Origin of the sequence: Rhodococcus sp. ACS1, from assembly GCF_002300155.1 — a bacterium.
GTDB classification, from domain to species: Bacteria; Actinomycetota; Actinomycetes; order Mycobacteriales; family Mycobacteriaceae; genus Rhodococcus_F; species Rhodococcus_F koreensis.
The window spans coordinates 193,233-217,750 of record NZ_NSDZ01000011.1 but is presented as its reverse complement, the minus strand read 5'-3'; the positions used below and the strand labels follow the sequence as shown (position 1 = coordinate 217,750).

Annotated in this window: 21 protein-coding genes; 10 read left to right on the top strand and 11 right to left on the bottom strand. The window is 63.7% G+C overall.

The annotated features are described in order from the left end of the window. The first annotated feature begins 182 nt into the window (after positions 1-182). The 7 genes from CJ179_RS42415 (at position 183) to CJ179_RS42390 (ending at position 10,397) form a co-directional block, all read left to right on the top strand. Positions 183-746 (top strand): TetR/AcrR family transcriptional regulator, encoded by a 564-nt coding sequence (locus CJ179_RS42415; RefSeq protein ID WP_095865439.1) that lies wholly within the window; start codon positions 183-185, stop codon positions 744-746. Positions 747-969: 223 nt separating this feature from the next. Beyond that, positions 970-2,208, top strand: coding sequence for an aromatic ring-hydroxylating dioxygenase subunit alpha (locus CJ179_RS42410; RefSeq protein ID WP_179377876.1), 1,239 nt, complete (start codon positions 970-972; stop codon positions 2,206-2,208). A gap of 197 nt (positions 2,209-2,405) precedes the next feature. Continuing rightward, positions 2,406-3,353, top strand: a complete 948-nt coding sequence (locus tag CJ179_RS42405) for a PDR/VanB family oxidoreductase (protein WP_257016068.1) — start codon at positions 2,406-2,408, stop codon at positions 3,351-3,353. A gap of 259 nt (positions 3,354-3,612) precedes the next feature. Continuing rightward, positions 3,613-6,876 carry a protein kinase gene (locus tag CJ179_RS42400; protein WP_095865436.1) on the top strand — a complete coding sequence of 1,088 codons (3,264 nt, stop codon included), beginning with the start codon at positions 3,613-3,615 and terminating at the stop codon, positions 6,874-6,876. Positions 6,877-7,317: 441 nt separating this feature from the next. Further along, positions 7,318-7,479, top strand: a complete 162-nt coding sequence (locus CJ179_RS52365) for a hypothetical protein (RefSeq protein WP_218834913.1) — start codon at positions 7,318-7,320, stop codon at positions 7,477-7,479. Continuing rightward, positions 7,472-9,259, top strand: coding sequence for a thiamine pyrophosphate-binding protein (locus CJ179_RS42395; protein WP_072942672.1), 1,788 nt, complete (start codon positions 7,472-7,474; stop codon positions 9,257-9,259). The genes CJ179_RS52365 and CJ179_RS42395 overlap by 8 nt, the downstream gene beginning before the upstream one ends. Before the next feature lie 85 nt (positions 9,260-9,344). Beyond that, the gene (locus CJ179_RS42390; RefSeq protein WP_095865435.1) at positions 9,345-10,397 is read left to right on the top strand and encodes an aldo/keto reductase; all 1,053 of its coding nucleotides are present in this window, start codon (positions 9,345-9,347) and stop codon (positions 10,395-10,397) included. 99 nt (positions 10,398-10,496) lie between these two features. Here the strand turns inward: CJ179_RS42390 and CJ179_RS42385 are convergent, their stop codons facing one another. The 3 genes from CJ179_RS42385 to CJ179_RS42375 form a co-directional block, all read right to left on the bottom strand. Further along, positions 10,497-11,732 (bottom strand): NAD(P)/FAD-dependent oxidoreductase, encoded by a 1,236-nt coding sequence (locus tag CJ179_RS42385; RefSeq protein WP_072942670.1) that lies wholly within the window; start codon positions 11,730-11,732, stop codon positions 10,497-10,499. Then, positions 11,729-12,052, bottom strand: a complete 324-nt coding sequence (locus CJ179_RS42380) for a 2Fe-2S iron-sulfur cluster-binding protein (RefSeq protein WP_095865434.1) — start codon at positions 12,050-12,052, stop codon at positions 11,729-11,731. Before CJ179_RS42380 ends, CJ179_RS42385 begins: the two co-directional genes overlap by 4 nt. A gap of 88 nt (positions 12,053-12,140) precedes the next feature. Then, a complete protein-coding gene (locus CJ179_RS42375; protein WP_072942666.1) occupies positions 12,141-13,523 on the bottom strand; it encodes an NAD(P)/FAD-dependent oxidoreductase in 1,383 nt (460 codons plus the stop codon). A 242-nt stretch (positions 13,524-13,765) separates the two neighbouring features. Here CJ179_RS42375 and CJ179_RS42370 point away from each other — a divergent pair, with 242 nt between their 5' ends. Next, positions 13,766-14,419 (top strand): TetR/AcrR family transcriptional regulator, encoded by a 654-nt coding sequence (locus CJ179_RS42370; RefSeq protein WP_206014128.1) that lies wholly within the window; start codon positions 13,766-13,768, stop codon positions 14,417-14,419. On the opposite strand, the gene CJ179_RS53445 is transcribed toward CJ179_RS42370, so the two are convergent. Further along, complete coding sequence (locus CJ179_RS53445; protein ID WP_244163884.1) at positions 14,416-14,655, bottom strand: hypothetical protein; 240 nt, start codon at positions 14,653-14,655, stop codon at positions 14,416-14,418. The two genes, CJ179_RS42370 and CJ179_RS53445, sit on opposite strands and share 4 nt — an antisense overlap. Here CJ179_RS53445 and CJ179_RS42365 point away from each other — a divergent pair. Together CJ179_RS42365 and CJ179_RS42360 are read left to right on the top strand one after the other, a co-directional pair. Then, positions 14,546-16,057: a PucR family transcriptional regulator ligand-binding domain-containing protein gene (locus CJ179_RS42365; RefSeq protein ID WP_244163857.1), complete on the top strand. Its 1,512-nt coding sequence runs from the start codon at positions 14,546-14,548 to the stop codon at positions 16,055-16,057. The genes CJ179_RS53445 and CJ179_RS42365 overlap by 110 nt on opposite strands. Positions 16,058-16,294: 237 nt before the next feature. Further along, entirely contained in the window at positions 16,295-16,810 is a 516-nt protein-coding gene (locus tag CJ179_RS42360) for a VOC family protein (protein WP_218834912.1), read from the top strand. Between the two features lie 158 nt (positions 16,811-16,968). Here the strand turns inward: CJ179_RS42360 and CJ179_RS42355 are convergent, their stop codons facing one another. The 7 genes from CJ179_RS42355 to CJ179_RS42325 form a co-directional block, all read right to left on the bottom strand. After that, on the bottom strand, positions 16,969-18,528 hold the full coding sequence (locus CJ179_RS42355; RefSeq protein ID WP_095865431.1) for a GMC oxidoreductase: 1,560 nt from the start codon (positions 18,526-18,528) through the stop codon (positions 16,969-16,971). A gap of 151 nt (positions 18,529-18,679) precedes the next feature. Next, positions 18,680-20,137: an aspartate ammonia-lyase gene (gene aspA / locus CJ179_RS42350; RefSeq protein ID WP_095865430.1), complete on the bottom strand. Its 1,458-nt coding sequence runs from the start codon at positions 20,135-20,137 to the stop codon at positions 18,680-18,682. Next, a complete protein-coding gene (gene hisD / locus CJ179_RS42345) occupies positions 20,134-21,459 on the bottom strand; it encodes a histidinol dehydrogenase (RefSeq protein ID WP_072942659.1) in 1,326 nt (441 codons plus the stop codon). The genes aspA and hisD overlap by 4 nt, the downstream gene beginning before the upstream one ends. Before the next feature lie 415 nt (positions 21,460-21,874). Next, positions 21,875-22,180: a Dabb family protein gene (locus tag CJ179_RS42340; RefSeq protein WP_095865429.1), complete on the bottom strand. Its 306-nt coding sequence runs from the start codon at positions 22,178-22,180 to the stop codon at positions 21,875-21,877. Next, on the bottom strand, positions 22,120-22,488 hold the full coding sequence (locus CJ179_RS42335; protein ID WP_095865428.1) for a WhiB family transcriptional regulator: 369 nt from the start codon (positions 22,486-22,488) through the stop codon (positions 22,120-22,122). The genes CJ179_RS42340 and CJ179_RS42335 overlap by 61 nt, the downstream gene beginning before the upstream one ends. A gap of 179 nt (positions 22,489-22,667) precedes the next feature. Further along, positions 22,668-23,594, bottom strand: coding sequence for a VOC family protein (locus CJ179_RS42330; protein WP_095865427.1), 927 nt, complete (start codon positions 23,592-23,594; stop codon positions 22,668-22,670). A gap of 12 nt (positions 23,595-23,606) precedes the next feature. Beyond that, on the bottom strand, positions 23,607-24,488 hold the full coding sequence (locus CJ179_RS42325) for a fumarylacetoacetate hydrolase family protein (RefSeq protein ID WP_095865426.1): 882 nt from the start codon (positions 24,486-24,488) through the stop codon (positions 23,607-23,609). Positions 24,489-24,518 lie beyond the last annotated feature (30 nt).

The window sequence follows — 24,518 nt, the reverse complement described above, 5'->3', positions numbered from 1 at the left end:
TGAAGTGGGGCCGGACCGATGCATCCTGGCTTTGTTCGGTGCGTCACAGTTCAGTCTGCTGCGTTCACCGAACCCCCGATAGGGGCAATCTGCGAAACGTGACCCCGCTTGGTTTCACGAACCGTGCAGACACGGCGGCCATCGCCGGCACCGAGCTGTTTGTGCGTTGCTAGACTCGCGCAATGGCGAGCACCACCCGCAGCCCCCGCGGGCCGACAGATCGCGAACGGGCGTCGCGGATCGCGCGAGCGACAATCGACGTACTCAGGCAGGGCGGCCTCGCCGGGCTGACGCACCGTGCAGTTGCTCGACAGGCCGACGTGCCCCTGGGCTCGACGACATATCACTATGCGAATCGCCAGGAGCTGCTCGAGGCTGCTATTCGTGTGGGAATCGCGGAGTTCGAGGAGCTGATCGCGCAGTGGGCGGTTGGACTTGACGCGAACAATGTGGCCTCACGGCTTGCGACGCTGATTGCGACACAGTCCTTTCCAGGCGAAGCTCGCGACGGAATCCTGGTCGAGTACGAGCTCTACCTGGCGTCTGCGCGCACCGTGGACCTGAGGCCGCTGAGCCATCAGTGGGACGCGGTGTTGCGCACCGTGCTGGAGGATCGAGTCGGCAAGAGCGCGGGACGCGTCTACTTCGCCGCGTACGTCGGCTTGATGTTCGAGTCGCTGATCAGTGACGAACCGCTCGATCAGGCCGAGGTCGAACGTATCCTCGGCGCCATCGTGCCCGACTGACGAATCTGTTTCGACAGTTCCCGATTTACTTTCTCTTGCAACACATTACGCCTTTAGAGCAGGTAACCCCACCAGCATAAGGGCCAGTTCCGGCCGCACGAACAGCCCGGCGGCCGAGGCCCGTTCGTCGAGTGACTGTTGACACACCACTGCCCTCGTTCTACATTTGCCTCACTCGATGTGTACACGAGTACACATATGGAGGGATCCAGGAGGACGAAACATGTCAATCACCCACCCTGAACGTGTTGACCAGGGAACTCGTGGGAGCCTCGACCCGGACGGGGCGGTCGGGCAGGCGATCGAGAACGGCCAGACACTCCCCTCGAGCTGGTACACCGACGACTCCATCTTCGAACAGGAGAAGCATGCGATCTTCCGGCGCTCGTGGGAGTACGTCGGGCATCGCGGTCAGGTGGCCAAGCCCGGAGACTTCTTCACCTGCGAGGTCGGTGGCCTCCCGATCGTCGTGGTCTGCGGGAAAGACATGGTTGTGCGCGCGTTCCACAACATCTGCCGGCACCGTCACCACTCGGTGGCCATCGGAGCCGGCAACCGAAAACTGCTCCAGTGCAACTACCACGCATGGACGTACAAACTCGACGGATCGTTCAACGCGGCGCCGCGCTCGAAGGAGGACCCGAATTTCGACGGCACGCCCCTCTGCTTGAAGACCGCAAAGGTCGATTTTCTCGGCAACATGGTATTCGTCAACCCGTCCGGGGACGCTCCCTCGCTGACCGAAGCGCTCGGGCCGATCCCGATACTCGCCCGGGATCGAGCCCTCCCACTGGACGAAGCCACCTTCCAGGGACGCAAGTCTGTCGACTTCGACTCCAACTGGAAGATAGTGTGGGACAACAATTGCGAGTGCTACCACTGCCCCACTGTGCATCCGTCCTGGTACAAGACGGCCCGGTTGGACGGCGAGCACCTGTACAGCTACCCCATCGGACCGCTCCAGTTCGAGGTCGTCATGGAGCAGTACGAGGGCCTGCGTGACGACAACTCGTACTACTGCTGGCCGGCCATCTTCTTCATGAGTTCGGGTGGTGCCGGGAAGCTACCCGACAGCGTCGCCGACGGTATCGAGGAGCAAGCCAAGCAGCCTGGATTCATTGCCTTCCGCTTCGTTCCGATCAGCACCCGTGAGACACGCATCGACGTCGATGTGTTCAGCATCGACCCCCTCACCGAGCAGCAGGTCGATGACTGGCTCGAACTCATCCTCACCGTCGTTCGGGAGGACCGCGACGTCTGCTCCCGGGTGCAGAAGGCGCACGACGCAGGTGGAAGCGAACTCGGGACGCTGATCCCCGGGATCGACAGCGAGTACATGACCCAAACGTGGGAGAAACTCGTTCACCGGGCACTGGTTCACCCCGAGGTTCCGATGTACGCACCCATCTTGGAACGCACGGACACGTGGCCTCCGGCCTCTGTACCTGCCGGCCAATCCTGACATCCCCTCCCACCGCACCGCGGTCGAGCAACGGTAATCATTGTGCAGCACAACGTAGACCGGCGCTCGACCGCGGGCGCGACCGCCGCCGACGAAGCGCTGCGCAGTCCTCGCTCCGGATCCGCACCCAGTGGCATCCGACAAAGCCTTGACAAGATGAAAGAAGCGATCGGATGATCGATACAGAATCGGACCGCGTGAAGGTCAACGTGCTCTCGACCGAAGGTGTCACCGCCCACGTCGTGGCCCTCACGCTCGAGCCGACCGCAAATACGCCCCTGCCCGCTTGGCAACCCGGAGCTCACATTGATCTGGAGCTGCCATCCGGCCTCGTCCGCCAGTATTCGCTGTGTGGTTCGCCGCACGACGAGAAGACCTACACCGTGGCGGTCTTGCGGGAGCCGAACGGCAGGGGTGGTTCCGCCGAAGTCCACGACACACTGACACCGGGTACTCAGTTGACCATCAGGGGACCGCGGAACCACTTTCCGTTGGTGGAGTCGAACCGCTATCTCTTCATCGCCGGCGGCATCGGGGTCACTCCGATGCTCCCGATGATCGAAACCGCGGAACGTAACCGCGCCGACTGGACGCTGATCTACGGCGGACGGACGCTGACAAGCATGGCCTACCTTGACCGGCTACTCGAATTCGGACCGGACCGAGTGACGCCCGTTGCCGAAGACGTGAGCGGCCGGCCGGATCTCGGGGCCCTCCTCTCCCAGATCGGAACCGACACTCAAATCTACTGCTGCGGTCCGTCGGGATTATTGGATGCCGTCGAGGCAGAGTGCTCGAGTCGTGGTCTGGCCGGGCAGCTGCATATCGAACGTTTTGCCGCACCGGCGAATACTGTGACAGGACCCGTCGACGGCGACCTCCCGTTCGAAGTGCATCTGCAGCAATCGGGAGTGACCGTCCAGGTCGGGGCGGACCAGACAATTCTTGATGCCTTGGAAGACACCGACGTCGAGGCACCCTTCTCGTGCGAGGAAGGGTTCTGCGGAGCATGCGAAGTAAGGGTTCTCGGCGGAGTCCCCGACCACCGCGACAGCGTATCGCCGGCCGCCGACCACGACGCCGCCAAAACGATGATCATTTGCGTCGGGCGCTCGAAAAGCCCGCGCCTGGTCCTCGATCTGTGAACCCTCTGCCTCAGAATCTTCGATCCTTTCGCACCACGCGTTCCAGTCAGTTCACGACCAGACTGGTTGGTTGGTTTCGCAATTGGCGCCCGCCGCAGCGTCTGCTGTGTGAACCGGCGTCGGGACGGTGGCAAGATAGGAGATCTCCGGTCACGGACAGCCTTCGCCGTGGTCGGAGGTAGCGCCGGATACATTTTCTGCGAGGTGCAAGATGTCATATCGTCAACGCTGTCGCGGACTGGACGAATCGGCGTAAGCGATGTCCGGGATCGATCCGTTCGAAACCCAGCGGGATGTGGTTCTGCCGATCACGACGGAGCTGGAGGCGTGCGGATTCGACGACGCCCAGGAGATCGGTCGTGGCGGCTTCGGGGTGGTCTACCGCTGCCGGCAGTCCGTCCTGGACAGAACGGTGGCCGTCAAAGTGCTGACCACCGACCTGGACGAGGAGAACCACGAACGCTTCTTGCGTGAACAACGGGCGATGGGGCGCCTGACCGGTCACCCTAACGTCGTCAACATTCTGCAGGTCGGTGCGACAGAAAGCGGGCGCCCCTACCTCGTGATGCCCTACCACCCGCACGATTCACTCGACGGCGAAATTCGACGTCACGGACCTCTTGCAGTGGAGGAAGTGCTGAAACTCGGCGTGAAGACGGCGGGAGCACTGGAGACTGCGCACCGGCTCGGAATTCTCCACCGCGACGTCAAACCCGCCAACATACTCCTCACCGAATACGGTGAACCGGCCCTGACCGACTTCGGTATCGCACACTTCGCCGGAGGATTCGAGACAGCGACCGGCGTCGTCACCGGGTCCCCCGCATTCACTGCGCCCGAAGTACTCGCGGGACAAACCCCGAGTCCCGCAGCGGACGTATACGGTCTCGCCGCTACCCTCTTCTGCGCCTTGACCGGGCATGCCGCGTTCGAACGCCGTAGCGGCGAGCAACTAATGGCCCAGTTCGTCAGGATCACCAGCCATCCTCCCCCCGATCCACGCGAGCACGGGGTCCCTGACGACCTCAGTGCGGTCGTCGAACGAGCGATGTCACAGGATCCAGAGATCCGACCTACAGCGATGGAACTCGGCGACGAACTCCAAGAGGTGGAACTCCGCCACGGGCTTCCGCTTGACGAGATGCCCGTGCGCCCGGTTGCGGACCGACGTCCCAGCCTGACACCGAACTCCCGCGCCAAGGCACCGTCGGGGGCAGATCCGGGGAGACCACTCGCGGGAAATCTCCCCGTCGCGTTGACCAGCTTCGTCGGTCGCCGAAGCGACCTCGCGGAAGCGAAGAACCAGCTGAAGGTGTCTCGCCTCGTCACGCTGACCGGGATCGGCGGTGTCGGGAAAACTCGGCTCGCATTGAAGGCAGCAGCACAATCAGACCGTGCGTTTCCCGATGGTGTGTGGCTGGCCGAACTCGGCGAACTGCGCGACGAATCCCTGCTGGTCGACGTCGTGACCGGCGCACTGGGAGTGCGGGAACAGTCGGCACGGCCGGTTCAGGACCTGCTCGTGGAATTCCTCGGCTCGAAGCGGATGCTGCTCGTTCTCGACAACTGCGAACAGCTGGTGGACGCCGTCGCGAAACTGGTCGAGATCCTCCTGCGCAGCTGCCCGGAACTCCGCATACTCGCCACCAGTCGAGAGGCCCTCGCCATCGGCGGCGAAGCAGTCCTTCGTGTTCCCCCGCTCACCGTCCCCGAGTCCGACCGTCCTTCCTCATCCAGGAGCATGCCCCGATCCGACGCAGTCCGGTTGTTCGTCGAGCGTGCCGCGGCCGCTGTCCCGGGCTTCGAACTCAACGACAGCAATCGAGCGGCCGTCGCCGGAATCTGTCGAAAGCTCGACGGGTTGCCCTTGCCGATCGAACTGGCTGCCGCCCGCCTGCGCGCCATGTCGCCGGAGCAGATTCTTCGACGGCTCACCGATCGCTACGAATTGCTGACCGGGGGCACCCGAAGCGCGCCGACCCGACAGCAGACGCTTCGCTTGTGCATCGACTGGAGTTACGAGCTGTGCACCACGCCCGAGCAGTTGGCTTGGGAAAGGCTAGCGATCTTCGCAGGAAGTTTCGAACTCGATGCGGCAGAGGAAATCTGCGGCTTCGACCTCTCACCATCGGGGGTGGTCGACGTTGTGACCTCTCTGCTCGACAAATCGATCCTCATTCGCGAGGAATCCGGCCCCGTGGTTCGATTTCGGATGCTCGAGACACTTCGAGGCTTTGGCGCGGAGAAAGCACAGGAAAGCGGCCGATACCGCGACCTGCGAGTGCGACACAGAGATTGGTACCGCCGGTTGGCTGAGGATGCCAATACACAGTGGATTGGTGACAGACAGCTGGAATGGTTCCAGCGAATCGAACGTGAGCAACCCAATCTCCGGGAGGCGATGGAATTCTGCGCCTCCGAAGATCCCGTCATCGGCTTGACGATCGCGAGCGCTCTCTTCCAATTCTGGAACTCGAGGTCGCTGTTCAGTGAGGGACGGTATTGGCTCGACCGGATTCTGGATCGCCACAGCGGGCAGCCGACAATCGAACGGGTCGAGGCGCTGTATGCCGATAGCGTGTTGGCGGAAATGCAGGGGGACCTCTCGGTCGCAGCCCGGTTGGTGGCGCAGGCACTCCAGCTCGCCGAGCAGACGCAGGACTCGACGATCGATTCCCTCGCCGCCCATGCGGAGGGGCTTTGCGCACTGTTCAGTGGTGACCTGCCCAAGGCGTGCTCTCGGCTAGAGGCTTCGGTGTCGGCTTTCGTCGATCCGCGCGATCTCTCCCTCCGGCTCGAGGCGTTGATGTCGCTCGGTATCGCTTACGAATGGCGGGGCGATACCGACCTTGCGATTTCCCGCTTCGAAGAGGTCCACGAGATCACCCGATCGCGAGGGGAATCGGTGTTGCAGGCCTATTCGCTGTGGGCTCTGGGCGTTGCCTGGTGGCGGCGGGGCGAACCGCGTCGCGCAACGGAGCAGCTCGAGCGGGGGCTCCGATTGGCACAGGTCGCGAACGACCAGGTCGGGGCTACGACCTGTTTGGAGACACTCGCATGGATTGCGGCGAGCGACGAGGAGCCTCGCCGCGCCGCGGTGTTGATGGGGGCTGCCGAAGTACTCAGCCGTGCGGTAGGCAGTTCCTCCGCATATCTTCCGAACCTCCTCGACTACCACAACGACTGCGAGCGGAGGGCGCGGCAAGCTCTGGGCACAAAAACTTTCGAGGCCGCACGCCATGAGGGGAATGCTCTCGACCTCGATGCCTCGGTTACCTTTGCGCTCAACAGGCAATCCTCCGACCAAGCGGGCAAGATTCCCAAGCCATCTCTTCTCACCAAGCGCGAGCACGAGGTCGCCGAACTCGTGGCGCGGGGGCTGACCAACAAGGCGATCGCTGCCGAGCTCGGCATCTCCCCGCGGACGGTCCAGGGGCACGTCGAGCACATCCTCACCAAACTCGGATTCACGTCGCGGGTCCAGATCGCGGCGTGGATGGTCGAACAGATCAATGAGATATGAAGGCCTCTCCCCAAATGCCGGAATGGCAACCAGTCTGTGACGTGCCCCAGGCGTCGGCGCCATCAGGTACCGGCACAGTGGTTGGCCGTTTGAGGCTCTGAATTCGGTTCAGACCCAAGCTGAGGCGCACTCGTAACGGCATCGGCCGGGTGGTTCCCATATTCCCAGTGGATCGGAGACCTCTCACTCGCGAATGCAGCGTTGCTGCACAAAAGGCGAAGCAGTGGAGCCGTCATATGCACACTATGGGTCTAACTATCTCAGTTGTCTCGCTGCAGACTGAACATGAACAACGTCACGCGAGGAAGTTCTGAGATTCATGTTCTCTACCAGAAGCAATATTCGTCGCATGAGCGGGCGTCGATCCCGCGGCGTGTGCGTTGCCAGGCCTCGCGGCTGGAGCCCCGCGGGACGGTGGAGCCTCGGCAGAGCAGGCTGCCGGTGTCGATCGCAGAGCTGAGCGACGGGATCATCGCGAAACCTCACGAAGCCTCGAACGCCCCCGAAGGCGACGCCATCGAGATCGCCGAACTCCTCCGGGCGCACCACAACCACACCGATTCCCTTGATTCTGCAGAGCAGGAAAGGACCACCCATGCCTAAGCTGACAGGCGGCCAGGTCGTCGCACAGGTCTTGAAACAGTACGGAGTTCCATACGTCGCCGGCATCCCCGGCCACGGGATCTGGTCATTGACCGATGCGTTTCTGGAGAAGGGATCCGAGATCCCCTTCATCCAGGTGTTCCACGAGCAGAGCGCCGTGCACCTTGCGGACGGCTTTTATCGGGCGTCCGGCAAGCCGATGGCAGCGGTGACCTCCATTGGTGCGGGCGCCGCGAACACCGTTCTCGGCCTCGCCACCGCGTACAGTGACTCGACGAGCCTGCTCTGTATCACCGGCGGCCCGCCGACCCACATGCGGGGACACGGCTTGCTGCAGGAACTCGACCGCCACACCGACAACGGTTTCCCGCAGGTCACCGACGCGGTATCGAAGCGGAGCTGGGTCGCGACCCGCGTCGAGGAACTGCCGTTCATCATGCACCGGGCGTTCAACACGATGCTGACCGGCCGTCCGGGCCCCGCCCACATCGAGGTTCCGATGGATGTGCAGGCAGAGGCAGCCGAGGTATCCCTGCATGACCTCGCGCGGCGGCTGCCGGTCGGGCTGCAGCAGCCCGACCCCTTGGCGGTCGATCGAGCCGCCCGCGTCCTCGTGGACTCGGCGCGTCCGGTGATCGTTGTCGGCGGCGGCGCGATCACTGCCGATGCCGCTCAGGAAGTCCTGCGGCTCGCTGAAACATGGCAGATCCCCGTGGTGACCACATGGAACGGCAAGGGCGCCTTCCCCGAAGACCACGACCTGTTCGCGGGCAGCGTCGGACAGACCGGCACCATCGTCGGCAACGCCATTGCATCCAAAGCGGATGTGGTGATCTCCGTCGGGTGCCGGTTCACCGACTGGTCGGCATCGAGTTACGCCCAGGGGGTGACCTTCTCCATTCCGCCGGCCAAGCTCATCCACATCGACATCGACCCGCACGAAATCGGTAAGAACTACCCGGCCGAGGTCGGCATCGTCGCCGACGCCAAGCCGACAGTCGATGCCATTACCGCGGCACTGCCTTCCGCCTCGCCGCAGCGTGGCGAGTACCTCGCCGAACTGGGGCGTCTGAAGGAGGAATGGGAGGAACAACTCGCCTCTCGCCGCGACTCGGATCGGTACCCATTCACGTCACAGCGTCCCCTCGGCGGATTACGCAATGTAATGGAGCGAGACGGAATCATCGTCGCCGGCTCCGGCAACACCCAGGGCGCGGTCAAGCAGACCTTCCCGGTCTACCAGCCACGCACGCACCTGACCTCCGGTGGGTTCTCCTCGATGGGTTGGGCGATTCCCGCCGCCATGGGAGCCAAGCTCGCCGCCCCCGACCGTCAGGTCGCGTGTGTCGTCGGTGACGGGGACTTCCTGATGACTGCGCAGGAGATCGGGATCTGCGTCACCCATGACATTCCGGTTGTCTTCGTCGTCCAGGACAACTCCGGGTTCATGTCGATCCGCGGCGGCCAGCGTAAGCAGACCAGTCGGCACATCGGTACCGAATTCAACCGACCGGACGGCACGCCGTACAGCCCCGATTTCAAGGCCCTCGGAACGGCATTCGGGCTCGAGTCGTTCCGCGTCGAGGATCCTTCAGATCTCGAGGCGACCTATCGCAAGGCCTTCGAATCGAAGGCTCCGGCCCTGATCGAGGTGCCCACCGACCGCGACGCGGCCGGACCGTGGGTTCCGGGTTGGTGGGACTTCCCGGTTCCCGCGTATATCGACGACGAACGCCAGGGCGAATACTCGTCCATGCGCGCGAAGGAACAGCACCTGTAGGAGCGTCCACCGCGCGGAGCCGCCGGCGGGGGGCGGCTCCGCGCGACCGGAAGGCGAACAATCCCAGAACTCCGGAAAGCGAACGATGAAGATCACCGATACCAGGCAGCTGGACAGGTCCGGGCTGTCGCTCGGTGTGATGAGTTTCGACGGCGCGCCCATAGGCAATGTTCTCGGGCGCGTCACCGACGACGAGGCACACGAATTGATCTCCTCGGCATGGGATCTGGGGGCGAGATACTTTGACAGCGCTCCGTTGTACGGCAACGGGCTGGGTGAATACAGGCTGGGCCATGGTCTGCGTGAGCGTGATCGCGACTCGTATGTGTTGTCCACCAAGGTCGGCAGGGTCATCTCCCCGTCATCCTTGTCCTCGCGACGCGCATCATGCATGGACACCGCGCCGCTCGAGCCGAGCTTCGACTACAGCTACGACGGCGTGATGCGCAGTGTCGAACAGAGCTTGCACCGGATGCTGACGGATAGATTCGACATCCTGTTCATCCACGACTGCGACCGCCACACTCATGGTCACGATCAGCCTGAGATATTCCGTCAAGCTCTCTCCTCGGCGTACCCGGCGTTGGAGTCTCTGCGAAGCCAGGGTGTCGTCAAGGCGCTCGGGTTCGCGACCAACGAGGTGGACGTCTGCCACAGCGCGCTCAAGAACACCGACGCGGATTGTTTCTTGCTCTCCGGTCGCTACACCCTCCTCGAGCAGGAGTCGCTCGACGATCTTTTGCCCGCGTGCCAGGAGGCCTGCATCGGGCTGATTCTCGGAGGGGTCTACAACAGCGGAATCCTCGCAACAGGACCGGTCAAGGGCGCGACATTCAACGATGCACCCGTACCACCAGCGGTGCGGAAGAAGACCGCACGGATTCAAAAGATCTGCTCGGATCACAACGTGCCGCTTCGTGCAGTGGCGCTTCAGTTCGCGATCGCGCACCCTGCAGTGGCGAGTGTGTGTGTCCGCGCGGGAAATCAGCAGGAACAACAGTTCGATGCCGAGTTGTTCGAATACGACATCCCTACCGAGTTGTGGGCAGACTTGCGTGCCGCCGAATTGATTCGTGCGGATGCGCCCACTCCGGGTGACGTTCCTCGAACGACTGGGCACGCCTACTCTCCCACCTGAACGCTGATGGCTGCAGCGGATCAAGCCTGCCGTGAGGATTCTGCGAGACATTGGGGCCGACCGCAGCGGTCGGCCCCTGTTCGCGGATGCACCCCGATGTCAGGGAACAGCCACGAGGGCTGCCGCGCCGTCCGCGACTCTGTCCGGTGGGATGGTCATGCGCTGTGACAGAGCCTTCCTCGCGAGCATGTAGTCCTGCGGCCTGTTGACGGCGTGGACGGCCAGGAGCCGTCCGTCTCGGTAGTAGAACGCCGAAAACTTCTCGGCCGCAGGTTCACCACGGAGCTCGACGTGGTCGTAGCCCTCCGTGAGACCTGCCATCTGGAGCTTGAGATCGCCTTGGTTCGACCAGAACCAGGGCAGCGCCGAGTGCGTGAACGGCTGCCCTGCAATAGATGCAGCGGCAACCTTGGCCTGGTCGACTGCGTTCTGTACCGATTCGAGCCGGACGAAGCCGGAACCTGTCATCGGATTCGGCCCGACGGTGCAATCTCCTGCGGCGACGACCCGGGAATCGCTCGTCCGGGCGAAGGAGTCGACGACGATGCCGCCGGCGGTCTCCAGTCCGAGGCGTTCGGCCAGCTCGAGGCGGGGTGTCATGCCGACCCCGACGATAACGACGTCCGCCGGCAGCAGACTTCCGTCGGACAAGCGGACACCGGTGGCCTGTCCGTCGTTGCCTTCGATCGCGGTGACGCCGTCCCCCAGCCGGATGTGCGTTCCGCGACGCTGGTGGGCTTCGGTGAGGAAGGCGGACATCTCGGGAGCTACGGTGCGCGAGAGCAGTCGTTCTGCGAGTTCGACCACTGTCACGGTTTTGCCTCGCCCGCGTGCCATGGCCGCGGCCTCGAGTCCCACGAACCCGCCGCCGATGACGACGACGGATGCCCCGTGCTCGAGGTGGCTGATGAGTTGTACCGCGTCGGCGATGGTCCGTAGGTAGCACACGCCTGTGAGGTCGGAGCCCGGGACCGTCAAGCGGCGGGGTCGGCCTCCCACCGCCAACATCAGGTGGTGGAACGACTTCTCCGTACCGTCATGGAGTTGCGCGGTGCCTGCGGCATCGGCAGTCCCGCCATCGAATTCGATGTCGGTGACCCGCTGATTGCACAGGACTTCGACACGTATCTTGTCGTAGTACGCAGGTTTGCGGAACTGAAGGGTTTCGTGATCGGCGGTTCCCGCGAGGAACGCCTTCGACAGCGGTGGCCTCTGGTACGGGAGGTGCGGCTCCGAGCCCACGATGGTGATGTCCGCCGTGTAACCCATCTCCCGCAATGAGAACGCCGCCTGCGCTCCGGCCTGGCCGCCGCCGACGATGAGTGTGCCGGTCATGACTGCTCCGGTGCGATCTCGATGCGGAGGCCGTCGAGGCCGTGGTGGAATTCGATCTGGCAGGCCAGCCGGCTGGTGTTTCTCCGTTCGGCCATCGTGCCGTCGAGCATGTCGTCTTCGAGATCACCGGGCGGACCGACGCGGTCGGCATACTCCGGGTCGATGTAGATGTGGCAGGTTGCGCACGCTCCTGCGCCGCCGCACTCGGCGACGATCCCCGGCACACCGTCCTGAACGGCGATTTCCATCACCGACGTTCCGGGCTCGGCCTCGAGCGTGTGGGCTTCGCCCTGTGGAGTGACGAATTGAATAGTGGACATCTGAATCCTCCTTGCGCGCACTGGCCCGGCACGAGAACGAACAGTGTTGGTACAGAATCGTTCCGGTTCTGCCGAGTTCAGTTGGAAACTAGAAAGTGGCGGCCGCCGCGGTGGAATCGGTGGACCGGACCTCGGTGGGGTAACGGCCTGGATCCGCGCCACCTGTGGTGCGTTCGCTGTCGATCCAGTCTTCGACCCTGAGCTGGATTGCTTCGGTCCGCAGAACCTCCGGGTCGATGTAGAACGCTGCCATTCCGGCGGCGAGGGCCACTTCAGGGTCGACGGTCGCCAATTCCTCCACTGCGGCGGCGTAGGCGCACTCCTCGGGTGAGGGCGGGGTGAAGTTTGTGCATTCGGAGCCTTCGAACATCGAGTCGACTGCCGCGGACATCGAGAACGCGGCGTCGATTACTCTCGCCAGATCGCCTTGTACGTCGTGTGCCAGAGCGTCGAGCGACGATCTCGTGTCGAGCGCGGCTTTGAGGAGACGTCCCCCGGATGCCGCCAGGGTCATGCCCTGACCGTAGATGGGATTGAACGATGCGGACGCGTCACCGACGACGAGCAGCCTGTCCGGAAGGGACTCGTCCTCCCAGCGCCGCCGCAGGTTGCCATCCTGGTGGTAGGTATTGATATCACTTACGGGAACAGATCGACGCGCGATCTCGCCGAGCAACGGCGAGCGGGCATCGTCGAGGAAATCGAGGAAGCCTTCTCTTTCTCGCGGCGGGTAGTCCCGCATCATCCCGATCGCGCTCAGGGAATGAACCCCGTTGTCGGCCGGCAAAAGCACACCGCCCCGGTGGTGCCCGGGCGCGGGATGCACTACGAGACCGAGAGCGCCGTCGAGAACTCCTTCCGGGATGCGAACGAACTGCGTCGCGTAACCCATGTAGGCGTTCGCGCGGACTTCGGTGGGTGCGCCGAAGCCGAGGTCTTGCAACCATGCCGGGGACTTGGTGCGTCTGCCCGAGGCGTCGACGACGAAGTCTGCTTCGATCTCGGATCCATCCCGGAGGCGAGTGCCGAGGACGCGCGAACGATCATCCGACAACAGGAATCCGCGCGCAGACCCGTGCCGAATGCTGACGTTGCCGAGTGCCAGGACACGCTCTCGAATGACCAGCTCGAAAAGTGGGCGGCGGAATGCGACGGCATTCGCGCTGTCTACCCGCACCTTCCAACCGGATTCGGACATCATCGGCACTGTGGCGAGTTGATCGAACTCGAGGCACCCGCGTTCGACGAAGTTTTGTCGAATGCCGGGAAGCACTTCTTCCATGCGTTCGAGGCCGAGCGGGAGGATCACGTGAACTTGATTTCCTTGGGGAACACCTGCTCGGGGCTCGGGGCTGCCCGAAAGTTGATCGCGCTCGACCACGGTGACGCGCTCGAAACGGTCGCTTGCGGCGGCGGCGGCCATCAGGCCTGCGACGCTTCCGCCGATCACGACGAGGTGACCATGTGTCATGTCAGTACTCCAATGGTGAGAAGGAATCCGGTGCGATGACGGCGCTGAGCGAGTGGGCGGCTCCGACTGCGGGAGCCGTCTGCACTTCACATCCGTGTACATATGTACATGTACATTCGTACATTATGGGTGTACGTTTGTACACGTGTCAATCGTGTGGATCCAGGGCGAGCCTGGTGGACCTGGAACCGAGCGACGTCCCCAGGCATCGAGGAGTGGTGACGATGAGGAAGGAACCGCGTGTGACGACGCGCCCAGCAGTGAGCAAGCAAGGACAACGCGACCCGGGTCGGCGCGATCGACTGGTTGATGTTGCCGTCGAGGTGATCGCCGAGCGCGGAGTCGCAGGTGCCACGCACCGTGCAGTTGCCGAAGCTGCGGGCGTGCCCCTCGGATCGACAACCTACTACTTCAAATCTCTGGAAGATCTTCACGCCGAAGCGATCACGCGACATGCCGCGAACATTTTCGGCGTCTTCCAGGCTCGGCTCGAGGGCGTCAGAAGTCGCGAACAGTTGCTCGACTCTCTCGTCGATCTCGTCATCGAGGATCTGACCGGAGACAAGCGAGGGCTCGTCGTGACGATCGAGCTGTACGCCCTCGCAACCCGCAAGGCAGCGTTCTTCGACATCGCGGACGACTGGGTCCGAGTCACGCAAGCGCTCTTCGAGCTCCATATGGACGAGGAAGCCGCGCAGGCGGTGAATGCGCTGATCGAGGGCATCGTGATACACAGCGCTCTCTCATCCACACACATCACGAGCCAGCACCTTCGCCGGCAACTGGAGCAACTGGTCCCGAATGCCTCATTTTCACCCAGTCGCGCAACGGTTCCAAGCACGCCCGTGTCAGAACAGCTGGTGGCCGCACGCGCCGCGGCACAAGACCAAGGCTAGAAAATGACGTCATCCACGATCGCACACCATGCATTTGCTGATTCATCCGCGCGCCGGTCCAGAATGAGCGAGAAGCCGCTGACAATCGAATCGGCGCTGAAACTCGAGGTCTTCAGGCGGATACCGTTGACGATATTCGCCGGCGAAACCAACCTGTCGCGATCGATACGATGGGTGCACCCAGTCGAGGTACCTGATATCGCGCGCTTCCTTACCGGTGGAGAAATGTTGCTCACCGCCGGCCTCGGCATCGCCCGAGACCCGGAGCAGCAACGGCGTTTCATCCGCGAGATCTCCGACGCAGGCGCCTCCGTTCTCATTCTCGAACTGAGCGGCCGCGCATACAGTGACATGCCCGACGCTCTCGTCGACGAGGCTGTATCGAGGAACTTCCCCTTGGTGGGTCTGCGAGGCGAGCTTCCATTCGTGGAGGTGTCGGCGCAGGTTCACGAATCGCTGGTCGATGAACGCGTGCTAGAACTCACCACATATGAACGACTGAACGATGTGTTCATGCAGTCGCTGCTCGAAGGTCGCGACCACGTCTCGTTTGCCGAGAAGCTAGCCGCCGAGGTAGATCATCCTGTGGTCCTGGAAGACACCCTTCACCAGGTCGTCGCATACTCCGGCGCCACCGCGAAAGCCGATGTCACACTGACTGATTGGGAACGACACTCGCGAGTCCTCCACGATACTGCGACGAACGCACACGGTGCCGCGCACGCGGCGGGGGAGCCATCCGAATGCACGCGACGGGCGGTCATCCTGCGTGGCGAACGGTGGGGATGGTTGCACATACTCCACGGCACCGAACCGCTCGACCGGGCTGACCTCTACGCTCTCGATCGTGCGGCGGATGCGGTCGCCATCACTCTCCTGGGTGCCCGCGAGAGCGGCGCGAAGGCGGCTCAGCGACAGAATGCCCTGGTCAATCGGCTGCTCCTGGGCGACATCTCGGGCGAAGCTTTCGTCACCCGTGCCCTCCGAATCGGCCGCGATCTGCGAGAACGATCACTGGTCGTGGTCTTCGTCAGCAAACGGTCGTCGATCGCCTCGCCGCTCGACGAGGCATTGGAGGAGTTGTGCCGCACACTGCACGTCCCCTCCGTGGTCGCCGACATCGGCGATCACACACTGGCAATCATCGGCCTGTCGCGTCAGTGCCCCGAAGAAACCTTGGTGGAGAAGCTGTCCACGCTCCGGGTGCGAGCGGGCGTCAGTAGGCAGGTGGCGGCAAGTCAGGTCCCGCAAGCGGTGGAACAGGCGCGCAGCGCAGCCTCCGTCGCGGCTGCGCGAAACGACGAACGAGTGCTGCGGTTCGACGAACTCGGCGTGCTTCGGCTCCTGGTTTCCCTGGCCCAGGGCCCAGAACTGGCCCGCTACGTTGAGGACGAACTCGGTCCCGTCCTCAAGCACGACGCGAATTCCGCCAGTCCGTTGCTCCCGACTCTACGTGCGTTCCTGACTTACGACGGGAACAAGACGCATGCGGCCGAAGCGCTGTTCGTGCAGCGACGCACAATGTACTACCGAATCGATCGACTGAACCAGTTGCTGAAAAGAAAACTCGACGACCCCGACGTACGTCAGGCACTGATCTTTGCGGTCCGCGGGCACGATCTCATGCACAAGTGCTGAATTGAACGAATTGCGCAACTTCTGGGCGAGAAATGCACACGCTAGGTAGCGCGGGAAGGGCGGGCCGGCCGTAAAGTGAGAATGCGCGATCGGTAGCGCTCCGTATCCTCGGGCCGTCCTCGGCAGACCGATCACGATCGGTGCAGAACCCGAACTTCTGCCTCCCACTCGAATCCCCATAATGGATGGACAACAACTGTGTCTGAACATGTTTCACGAAATCCGAAGATTCCCACCGTGCGCTCGGTCGATCACGTCGCCTACACCGTGCCCGATCTCGATGCCGCGGTCGCCTTCTTCGTCGACCACTTCGCCGGCGAGTGCATCTTCTTCGACGGCCCCTTTTCCGACAGCGAGGACGGCATGGCTCGCCGTCTCAACGTCCACCCCGACGCCAAGTGCCGTCTCGCGATGGTCCGTCTCGGGCTGACCACCAACATCGAGTTGTTCGAGTACTCGGTGCCCGACCAATCCACCCAGCCTCCTCGCAACAGTGACATCGGCGGCCATCACCTCGCCCTCTACGTCGACGACATCGACGAAGGCTACGACTACGTCCGCTCGATTCCGGGCGTGGTCGTCATGGCAGGCCCGAACGATGTCGCGCCGGCCTCCCCCGTTGCCGGGCAGCGGTGGTTCTACTTCCTCACACCGTGGGGCATGCACATGGAACTCACCTCGTGCCCCGGTGGTTCGTTCTACGCGGGACTTCCGGGTGAGCGGATGGCGCCGCCGAGCGACCGCTGGCTCTGACAACCCCGACCCTGGATCCGACACGTTCGGATTCAGGGTCGAATACTGCTTTGACACAGCAGATCCAACGGCACGGACGCCAACAACGGCCGCCCGCGGCCATCGACTGTCATCCGTCGACGACCGCGGGCGGTCCGTTTATGCTTTCTGGGTCGGCCTCAGGCGGTCAGTGCGCCGGAGTGACCCAACCGAAGGGCGAGGGCAGCCACGGTGATCGCCGGGTTGACCGCAGCCGACGACGGGAAGGGGGAGCTGTCCGCGATCCACAGATTGTCGAGATCGTGCGCCTTGAGATCGGCGTCGAGAACACTCGTCGCAGGGTCGTCACCCATGCGGGCGGTACCGCACTGATGGGAGGTCGCCTCGACACCGAGACCTTCGTGCAAGGTGATCGGGAATCCGGCGCGGTGGACGAGTTTCTTCATCCGCTTGATCAGTTCTCGATGTGAGGCCATGTTGGTGGCTGTGCGCCTCACCGTGATGTCTCCGTTCGAGTTGAGCGCGATCCGGTTTTCCGGTAGCGGGAGGTCTTCGGTTTGCAGAAACAGGTCGAGGGTGTGCCGGGTGACCCCCTCGAGGATCGGGGTGGGGATGAGTGGGCGTGCGCGCTTTGCCATCTCGCCGCGCAGCTTGCCCAGACCCTGCACGTTCCCGAGCGGATACCGGTTGTCGGCACCGGCTGTGTACCAGTCGTTGATGCCGATGGTCTTCTGATAGACGGCGTCGTTCGTGCGACGGGGGTCGATTGCCAGGAAGAACGTCGTCACGTGCGCCATGTAGTTCCGCCCGACCTGGTCGGAGGAATTCGCCAGCCCGTTGGGGTGTGTGGACGACGACGAGCGCAGCAGCAGTGCGGCCGTGTTCGCGGCACCGGCGGCGACCACGAACCGTTGTGCCTGCACGGTGATCGTGCTGCCGTTGTGTCGCACCTGGGCGCTGGTGACCTGACGACCGGTGCGGTCCGTGTTCAGGCGGGTCACCTCGGCATTGGTGAGGAGTTTGACCGTGTCTGATTTGAGAGCTGGGCGCACCGCGGAGACGTCGGCGTCGCCTTTCGCATCGATCATGCAGGGGAAGGCGTCGCACGTCGGACACAGCACGCAGGCGCCGCCGGGGCGGACGTCGAGGGACTGTGGTGCGGCGAATGGGTGGAGGCCTTGTCGGCGCGCGCTGTCCGCCAGCCGGGCCATGGCTCCTTCGTGGGCGATGCCGGGGAAGGGGTAGTCGGTCGAGCGCCACGGGTCAGTGGGATCTTCGCCCTTGTTGCCGTGCACCCAGAACATGTGCTCGGCCTCACCGTAGTGGGATTCGAGGTCTGCGTAGGAAATCGGCCAGGCTGGGGAGATACCGTCGGGGTGTTCGACCTCTCCGAAGTCGTGCTCCCGGAATCGGGGCAGCGTGGCACCGTAGAGTTTGGTGCTGCCGCCCACGTAGTGGTAATTCCCAGGAATGAAGCTTTTCTTGGAGATTTCGTCGTACCAGGGTGCAGAATTCTTGTAGCGCCCCTCGGCCACTACCGCCTTGATCGACCAGTTCTCGCGCTCACGGGGCAGGAAGTCGCCCTGTTCGATGATGAGCACGCGCGCCCCGGACTCACGCAGGGCGTAGGCCAGGGTGCCGCCGCCCATGCCGGAGCCGATGATGGCGACATCGCAATTGACGACCTGGGGCGGATTGGTGATGACCGAAGGTTGGTCAGGGGCGAAAAGGTCGGGCATGGGAGCTGCTCCTGGTTGTCGGCGCCACCTTCGCGGCGCCAGCTCGTGTACTTCTACGACGGTAGATCTGTTTCGGGGGCAATACGAGCGGCGTTGCGCGCACGCTCGAGGTGACTGTTTGCCCACACTGTGCAGTGACGTCGGATCGATGTCAGATGGGGTCGGGGACTCGATGCTTGCTGTCGGCACGGTCGGCGACGGTCGCGTACCCGTCGATGGGATCGACACTTCGCGTCAAGTTTTGCGGATCGAGGATCTTGTCCAATTGATCCTGCGTGAGCAGTTCACGTTCGAGGACGAGCGAGACGACCGTGCGGCCGCTCGCAAGAGCGTCCGCGGCGATGGTCGTGGCCTCGGTGTACCCGATATACGGGTTGAGTGCGGTCACGACTCCAATCGAGGCAGCCACCATCTGCTGCAGGTGTTCGGTATTCGCGTCGATACCGACGACGCAGCGCTGCGCGAGCGTTCTGCAACCCCGAGTCAGCAGTTCGATCGACTCGAAGAGGCTGTGCGCGATGATCGGCTCGAACGCGTTGAGCTGAAGCTGCCCGCCCTCGGCCGCCATCGTTACGGTCAGATCGTTTCCGATGACACGAAATGCGATCTGATTGACTACTTCCGGGATCACGGGGTTGACCTTGCCGGGCATGATCGACGAACCCGCCTGCACGGGCGGAAGCGTGATCTCCCCCAGTCCCGCACGCGGTCCCGAGGACAAAAGACGCAGATCATTGCAGACCTTCGACAGCTTCACCGCGGTGCGCTTGAGCACCCCGGACAGCTGAACAAACGCCCCGACGTCCTGGGTCGCTTCGATCAGATCCGACGCGGTGATCAAGGACAACCCCGTGATAGCGGCGAGATGCGCGCGGACGCGCCATGCGTACTCGGGGTGGGCATTGAGCCCCGTGCCGATGGCTGTGCCACCAAGGTTGATCTCCGAGATCAGGGCCGCCGACTCGGCGAGCCGCTCCGCGTCCTCGTCCAGCATGAGCGCGTACGTTCCGAACTCCTGCCCGAGGGTCATCGGCACCGCATCCTGTAACTGGGTACGACCGACCTTGAGGACATCGACGAACTCGGCGGCCTTGCCCGCGAATGCGGTGGCCAACTCCCCCATGGCTTGACGTAGATGCACCAACGCCGTCTGGAGACCGATCTTGACTGCAGTGGGGTAGACATCGTTCGTACTCTGGCCGAGGTTGACCTGCTCGAGCGGATGAAGGAACTCGTAGTCCCCCTTTGCATGCCCCAGCAACTCGAGGGCGCGGTTGGCCACGACCTCGTTCGCGTTCATGTTGGTCGATGTGCCGGCCCCACCCTGGATGACGTCGACGACGAAGTGGTCGTGCAGGGCACCCGAGCGGATCTCCTCGCACGCCCTCGTGATCGCCCCCGCCTCGCGCAGTCCGATCAATCCGAGGTTGGCGTTCGCTTGCGCCGCAGCCTGCTTGACCGCGGCAAGCGCCGACACCAGATCCGGATGCGCGGAGATCGGAACACCAGTAATCGGGAAGTTCTCGATGGCCCGCAGCGTATGCACGCCGTAGTACGCGCCCGCCGGAACCTCGCGGTCACCGAGGAGATCGTGCTCGATCCGGGTCATTGTTCGGTCACGGCGCGGGTGGGAATCTCTCCCCAGAGCAGGTCGGCGCCACCGAACTTCGCGGCCCGCAGATCACCCGACCTGGCATGGCCTTCGAACTTCTCGAGCCGTGACAGACGTCCGCAGATCTCGCCGAGCTGGGCGCTGGCAGCAGGATCACGCACCTCCTGGTAGGTGAGGGTCTTGAGGAACTTACCCACCCACAGACCACCGGTGTATCGCGCCGCCCCCAATGTCGGAAGCACATGGTTAGTGCCGATCACCTTGTCCCCATAGGGAACACAGGTTCCCTCACCGAGGAACAACGCCCCATAGTTCCGCATCGATTCGAGCGCCTGCCGCGGCTCCTCGGTGAGGATCTGCACGTGCTCGGACGCGAACCGATCCGCCAGCGCATACGCCTCGGTGAGGGTGTCCGTGACGTGGATCTGGCCGTAATCACGCCACGCCGGTCCGGCGATGGCGTTGGTCTGCAACCCGGGAAGCAGCGCATCGATGTGATCGAGCACCGCACGGCCGACTGCCTCGGAGGTGGTGATCAGGACACACGGTGAGTCTGGCCCATGTTCGGCTTGACTGAGCAGGTCGACCGCGACGGTAAAGGGATCGGCATAATCGTCGGCGACGATCAGGGTCTCCGTGGGGCCCGCGAACAGGTCGATTCCGACTTCACCGAAGAGCTGACGCTTCGCTTCGGCGACATATGCGTTGCCAGGCCCGGTCAGGATGCTGACCGGCGCGATGGTCTCTGTTCCCAGTGCCAGCGCAGCGATGGCCTGCACTCCACCGAGCACCAGAATTTCGTCCGCTCCGGCGAGGTGCATCGCCGCGACACTGATCTGCGGCGGAAGTCCCTCGTTGGGAGGAGTAGTCGCGGCCACCCGCTCGACACCAGCCACCTTGGCCGTCAGCACCGTCATGTGCGCCGAGGCCGTCAGCGGGTACCGGCCGCCGGGAACGTAGGCGCCCGAGGCGTCGATTGGAATGTTGCGCTGTCCCAGGAAAACTCCCGGCAGGGTCTCGGTCTCGAAGTCCTGGATCGAGTCCTTCTGCGCTTGAGCGAATCCGCGAATCTGACGCTGCGCGAATCGAAGATCGTCCAGTGTCGACTCCGGAATGGATGACACGATGGAGCGCACCTCGTCCTCGCTCAGGCGGAACGACTTCGGGGACCACCCGTCGAACTGCTGCGAGTACTTCCTGACCGCATCGTCGCCGTTGGTGCGCACGTCGGCGATGACCGATGCGACAGTATCGACCACAGCCGGGTTGCTCGTACGCTGCGTCGGCTCACCAGCGGCGGGCTTGAGAACAAACGACATGATGGCTAGCTCCTTCAAGCTTCACGGAAAGCACCTGTTCGCTGTCGACGTGCCCTGCCTGCGGAGTAAAGAGCTCTCTCGGGTGGGACTCGTCTTGTAGCTGTAGACCAGAGTGCCGCCCCGCTCGGACGTCCGTAAGACGCACTATGCGCACCATTCTCCACATCTTGTGCACGATTCGAGTAAACGACGAGTCGCGTCCGTCGAACTTCCAGGTGAGATCGCGGACAGTTCGGTGACACTGCGCACCCGAAAGAGAAACGGATGGCTCCTGCTTGTAGTTACGTCGGTATTTCGGGGTTCGAGTGCTGAGTGCGAGTGCCTCCGGCCGAACGATGTTCTGCGACTATCGGCGACTACTTCGCGGTCAAAGACGGAGGCGTTAACTGATCCGGGACACGGTGTTGTTCCGGTATCAGTGGGAGGAGACGGGGAACTGTACCGAGCTCTTGTCGCGTAGGTGGGGCACGATGAGTTCGGTGATGATGCGCTGGTGTTCGGGCGAGGTCATGTACGCGGTGAGGGCATCGTGGTCGGTGAAGACCGCGGAGACCGCGTAGTCGGCGTTTCCCGGACGAACCCGCACGTCGGGTCCGTGCCGGTAGGACTCGATGCCGGCGGTTGCCGCCGACAGGGCGTCGAGGGACTCGGCGAGCGCCGTCAGTGTCTCGGCGGGCAGGTTCGGCGTGAAGGTGAAGATGACGACGTGGCCGATGGCCATGATGGGGCTCCTTGGGCCGTGTTCTGGGCAGAGCTGGTGGTGGTGAAAGCGGTTCGTCGGTCGAGTTCGGAGGTTCCGCCCCAGACCCCGTATCCTTCGCGGGCCGAGAGCGCATACTCGCGGCACTGGTCGAGCACCGGGCAGCGCAGACAGATGCGTTTCGCCTCCCGTTCGCGTCGCACTCGGGGCCCTTTCGGCTCGTCCTCGGGGGCGAAGAACAGGTAGGGGTCCATCGATCGGCAGAGGGCGTGCAGACGCCACGCCCACGTGTCATGTGCCGGTCGGACGGGATTCGCTGCGCAGGTCATCAGTGTCTCTCAGTCGTACAACAGCAACGAGCGGGTGACGGGCACGGTCCGGGGCGTCGACCACCGACGCCCCGGACCGTGCCCCTTGGTCCGTGCCTGCGGGTGAAGAGGCGCTCCGGTCGTGGCACGGACCCGTTCCTAGCGGGTTGAGTGCGCGTATCGCGCGAATTCCAACCCGATCACCCCTTCGCGGAATGCGCTCCGGTCATCAGGGCTGCGAGGTCGTCGGGTTCGAGGAACGACGGCGGGGGCGGCGGTCCCCAGGCGTAGAGGCCCTGAAGTCCGTGCAGCACCTCCGGGGACCAGAGTTCGTCTTCGGGGACGGTGTCCATGTCGGAGTAGTACTCGGAGAAGTTCCCGGCGGGGTCCTTGAGGTACCAGAAGAAGTTCGCGCCGGCGTGGTGGCGGCCGAGTCCCCAGATGTGGCGTTCGGGGTTGTTCTCGAGCATGGTGTGGGCGCCGCGGCCGACCTCGTCGATGTCGTCGACCTGCCAGCTTGTGTGGTGCATGAAGTTCACCGGTGCGGCCATGACGAGGACGTTGTGGTGCTCGACGGAGCAGCGCAGGAACGCGGCCTTGTCGCCCATGTAGTCGCTGACCTTGAAGCCGAGGCCGTCGGTGAAGAACTTCATGGTGGTCTCGAGGTCGGTGGACCCGATCACCGCGTGTCCGAGTTTGCGGGGGCGTACCGGCTCGGTGCGGGTGAGGAACGGGGCCCGCCCCCACCGGTCGATCCGGCCCGGGCCGTTGTACGGCGTCGGCGACACCGCGGGCTCGATGACGATCCGGGGCCGGACCTGTACCCGCACCAGGGTGCCGGTGATCGGTTCGACGGCGCTGACGGACGTGCCGTCCTGTTCGACGGCCTGCCCGAGCCCGTGCAAACGCCTGGTGGTGGCGGCGATGTCGTCGGGGTCGTCGGCGGCGACGGTCAGCTCGACCAGTCGCCGGGTCGGTGCGTGCACGATGTGGAGTTGTTCGCCGCCGTTGCGGGTGGCGAACACCCCGTGTCCGTGGTGTTCGAGTCCGAAGTCGGTGTAGTAGGCGATGGTGTCGTCGACGTTGGGGACGCCGATGGTGACCTTGCCCAGTCCGTGTAGTGCCATGACGTGGTGTCCTTACTGCGCGTCGGGTTCGGCGACGAATCTCTGGTGCAGTTCGCCGATGCCGTCGATCCAGCTGTGGAGTGTGTCGCCGGGCTGCAGGAACCGTTGCGGGTTGCGGCCGACACCGACACCGGCGGGGGTGCCGGTGAAGATCACGTCACCGGGGTAGAGGGTGACGGTGTGGGAGAGGGTGGCGATGAGCGTGGAGACGGGGAAGATCAGGTCGCGGGTGCGGCCTTTCTGCACTTGTTCGCCGTCGATGGTGCAGCCGAGTTCGAGGTCGTCGGGGTCGGCGAACTCGTCGGGGGTGACCAGCCACGGTCCTTGCGGGGAGAACCCGGCGAAGGATTTGCCGAGACCGAATTGTGGTGCGGGGCCACGGGTTTGGGTGATGCGTTCGGAGATGTCCTGTCCGGCGGTGAGTCCGGCGATGTGGGACCAGGCGTCGGCGGCGTCGATGTTGCCGGCTTCGCGGCCGATGACGGCGACGAGTTCGACCTCCCAGTCGACGTTGCCGCCGGTGGGGATGATCACGTCGGTGTCGGGGCCGGTGAAGCTGGAGGCGTATTTGGTGAAGACCGGTGGCAGGTGGGTGGGGGATTCGAAGCCGGATTCGGCGGCGTGGGCGTGGTAGTTCAGGCCGACGGCGAACACCTGCCGGGGAGCCGGTGAGGGTGCCCGGAGGTGGGACCGGTCGATCGGGAAGCTGTCGTCGGCCAGAGCCGAGAGGTCCTGGACTGCGGCCCATTCGGTGACGTCGTCCCAGGCTTCGTAGAGTGCCTGCAGGCTCGGGCCGAACCGGCCGCGGGAGGCGTGGGCGATGTCGACGGCCCGCTCCGCGCCGGTTTCCCTGATCACGAGGGCGGCTTGACCATCGATGTTGGCGATACGCATGAAACTGATCTCCTACAGAAGGGTGTGAAT

Excerpts from the sequence above, each read along its gene's own strand:
- CJ179_RS42415 (WP_095865439.1), top strand. The coding sequence starts at position 183 with ATGGCGAGCACCACCCGCAGCCCCCGCGGGCCGACAGATCGCGAACGG.
- CJ179_RS42410 (WP_179377876.1), top strand. The coding sequence starts at position 970 with ATGTCAATCACCCACCCTGAACGTGTTGACCAGGGAACTCGTGGGAGC.
- CJ179_RS42400 (WP_095865436.1), top strand. The coding sequence starts at position 3,613 with ATGTCCGGGATCGATCCGTTCGAAACCCAGCGGGATGTGGTTCTGCCG.
- CJ179_RS42395 (WP_072942672.1), top strand. The coding sequence starts at position 7,472 with ATGCCTAAGCTGACAGGCGGCCAGGTCGTCGCACAGGTCTTGAAACAG.
- CJ179_RS42390 (WP_095865435.1), top strand. The coding sequence starts at position 9,345 with ATGAAGATCACCGATACCAGGCAGCTGGACAGGTCCGGGCTGTCGCTC.
- CJ179_RS42385 (WP_072942670.1), bottom strand. The coding sequence starts at position 11,732 with ATGACCGGCACACTCATCGTCGGCGGCGGCCAGGCCGGAGCGCAGGCG.
- CJ179_RS42380 (WP_095865434.1), bottom strand. The coding sequence starts at position 12,052 with ATGTCCACTATTCAATTCGTCACTCCACAGGGCGAAGCCCACACGCTC.
- CJ179_RS42375 (WP_072942666.1), bottom strand. The coding sequence starts at position 13,523 with ATGACACATGGTCACCTCGTCGTGATCGGCGGAAGCGTCGCAGGCCTG.
- CJ179_RS42355 (WP_095865431.1), bottom strand. The coding sequence starts at position 18,528 with ATGCCCGACCTTTTCGCCCCTGACCAACCTTCGGTCATCACCAATCCG.
- aspA (WP_095865430.1), bottom strand. The coding sequence starts at position 20,137 with ATGACCCGGATCGAGCACGATCTCCTCGGTGACCGCGAGGTTCCGGCG.
- hisD (WP_072942659.1), bottom strand. The coding sequence starts at position 21,459 with ATGTCGTTTGTTCTCAAGCCCGCCGCTGGTGAGCCGACGCAGCGTACG.
- CJ179_RS42340 (WP_095865429.1), bottom strand. The coding sequence starts at position 22,180 with ATGGCCATCGGCCACGTCGTCATCTTCACCTTCACGCCGAACCTGCCC.
- CJ179_RS42335 (WP_095865428.1), bottom strand. The coding sequence starts at position 22,488 with ATGACCTGCGCAGCGAATCCCGTCCGACCGGCACATGACACGTGGGCG.
- CJ179_RS42330 (WP_095865427.1), bottom strand. The coding sequence starts at position 23,594 with ATGGCACTACACGGACTGGGCAAGGTCACCATCGGCGTCCCCAACGTC.
- CJ179_RS42325 (WP_095865426.1), bottom strand. The coding sequence starts at position 24,488 with ATGCGTATCGCCAACATCGATGGTCAAGCCGCCCTCGTGATCAGGGAA.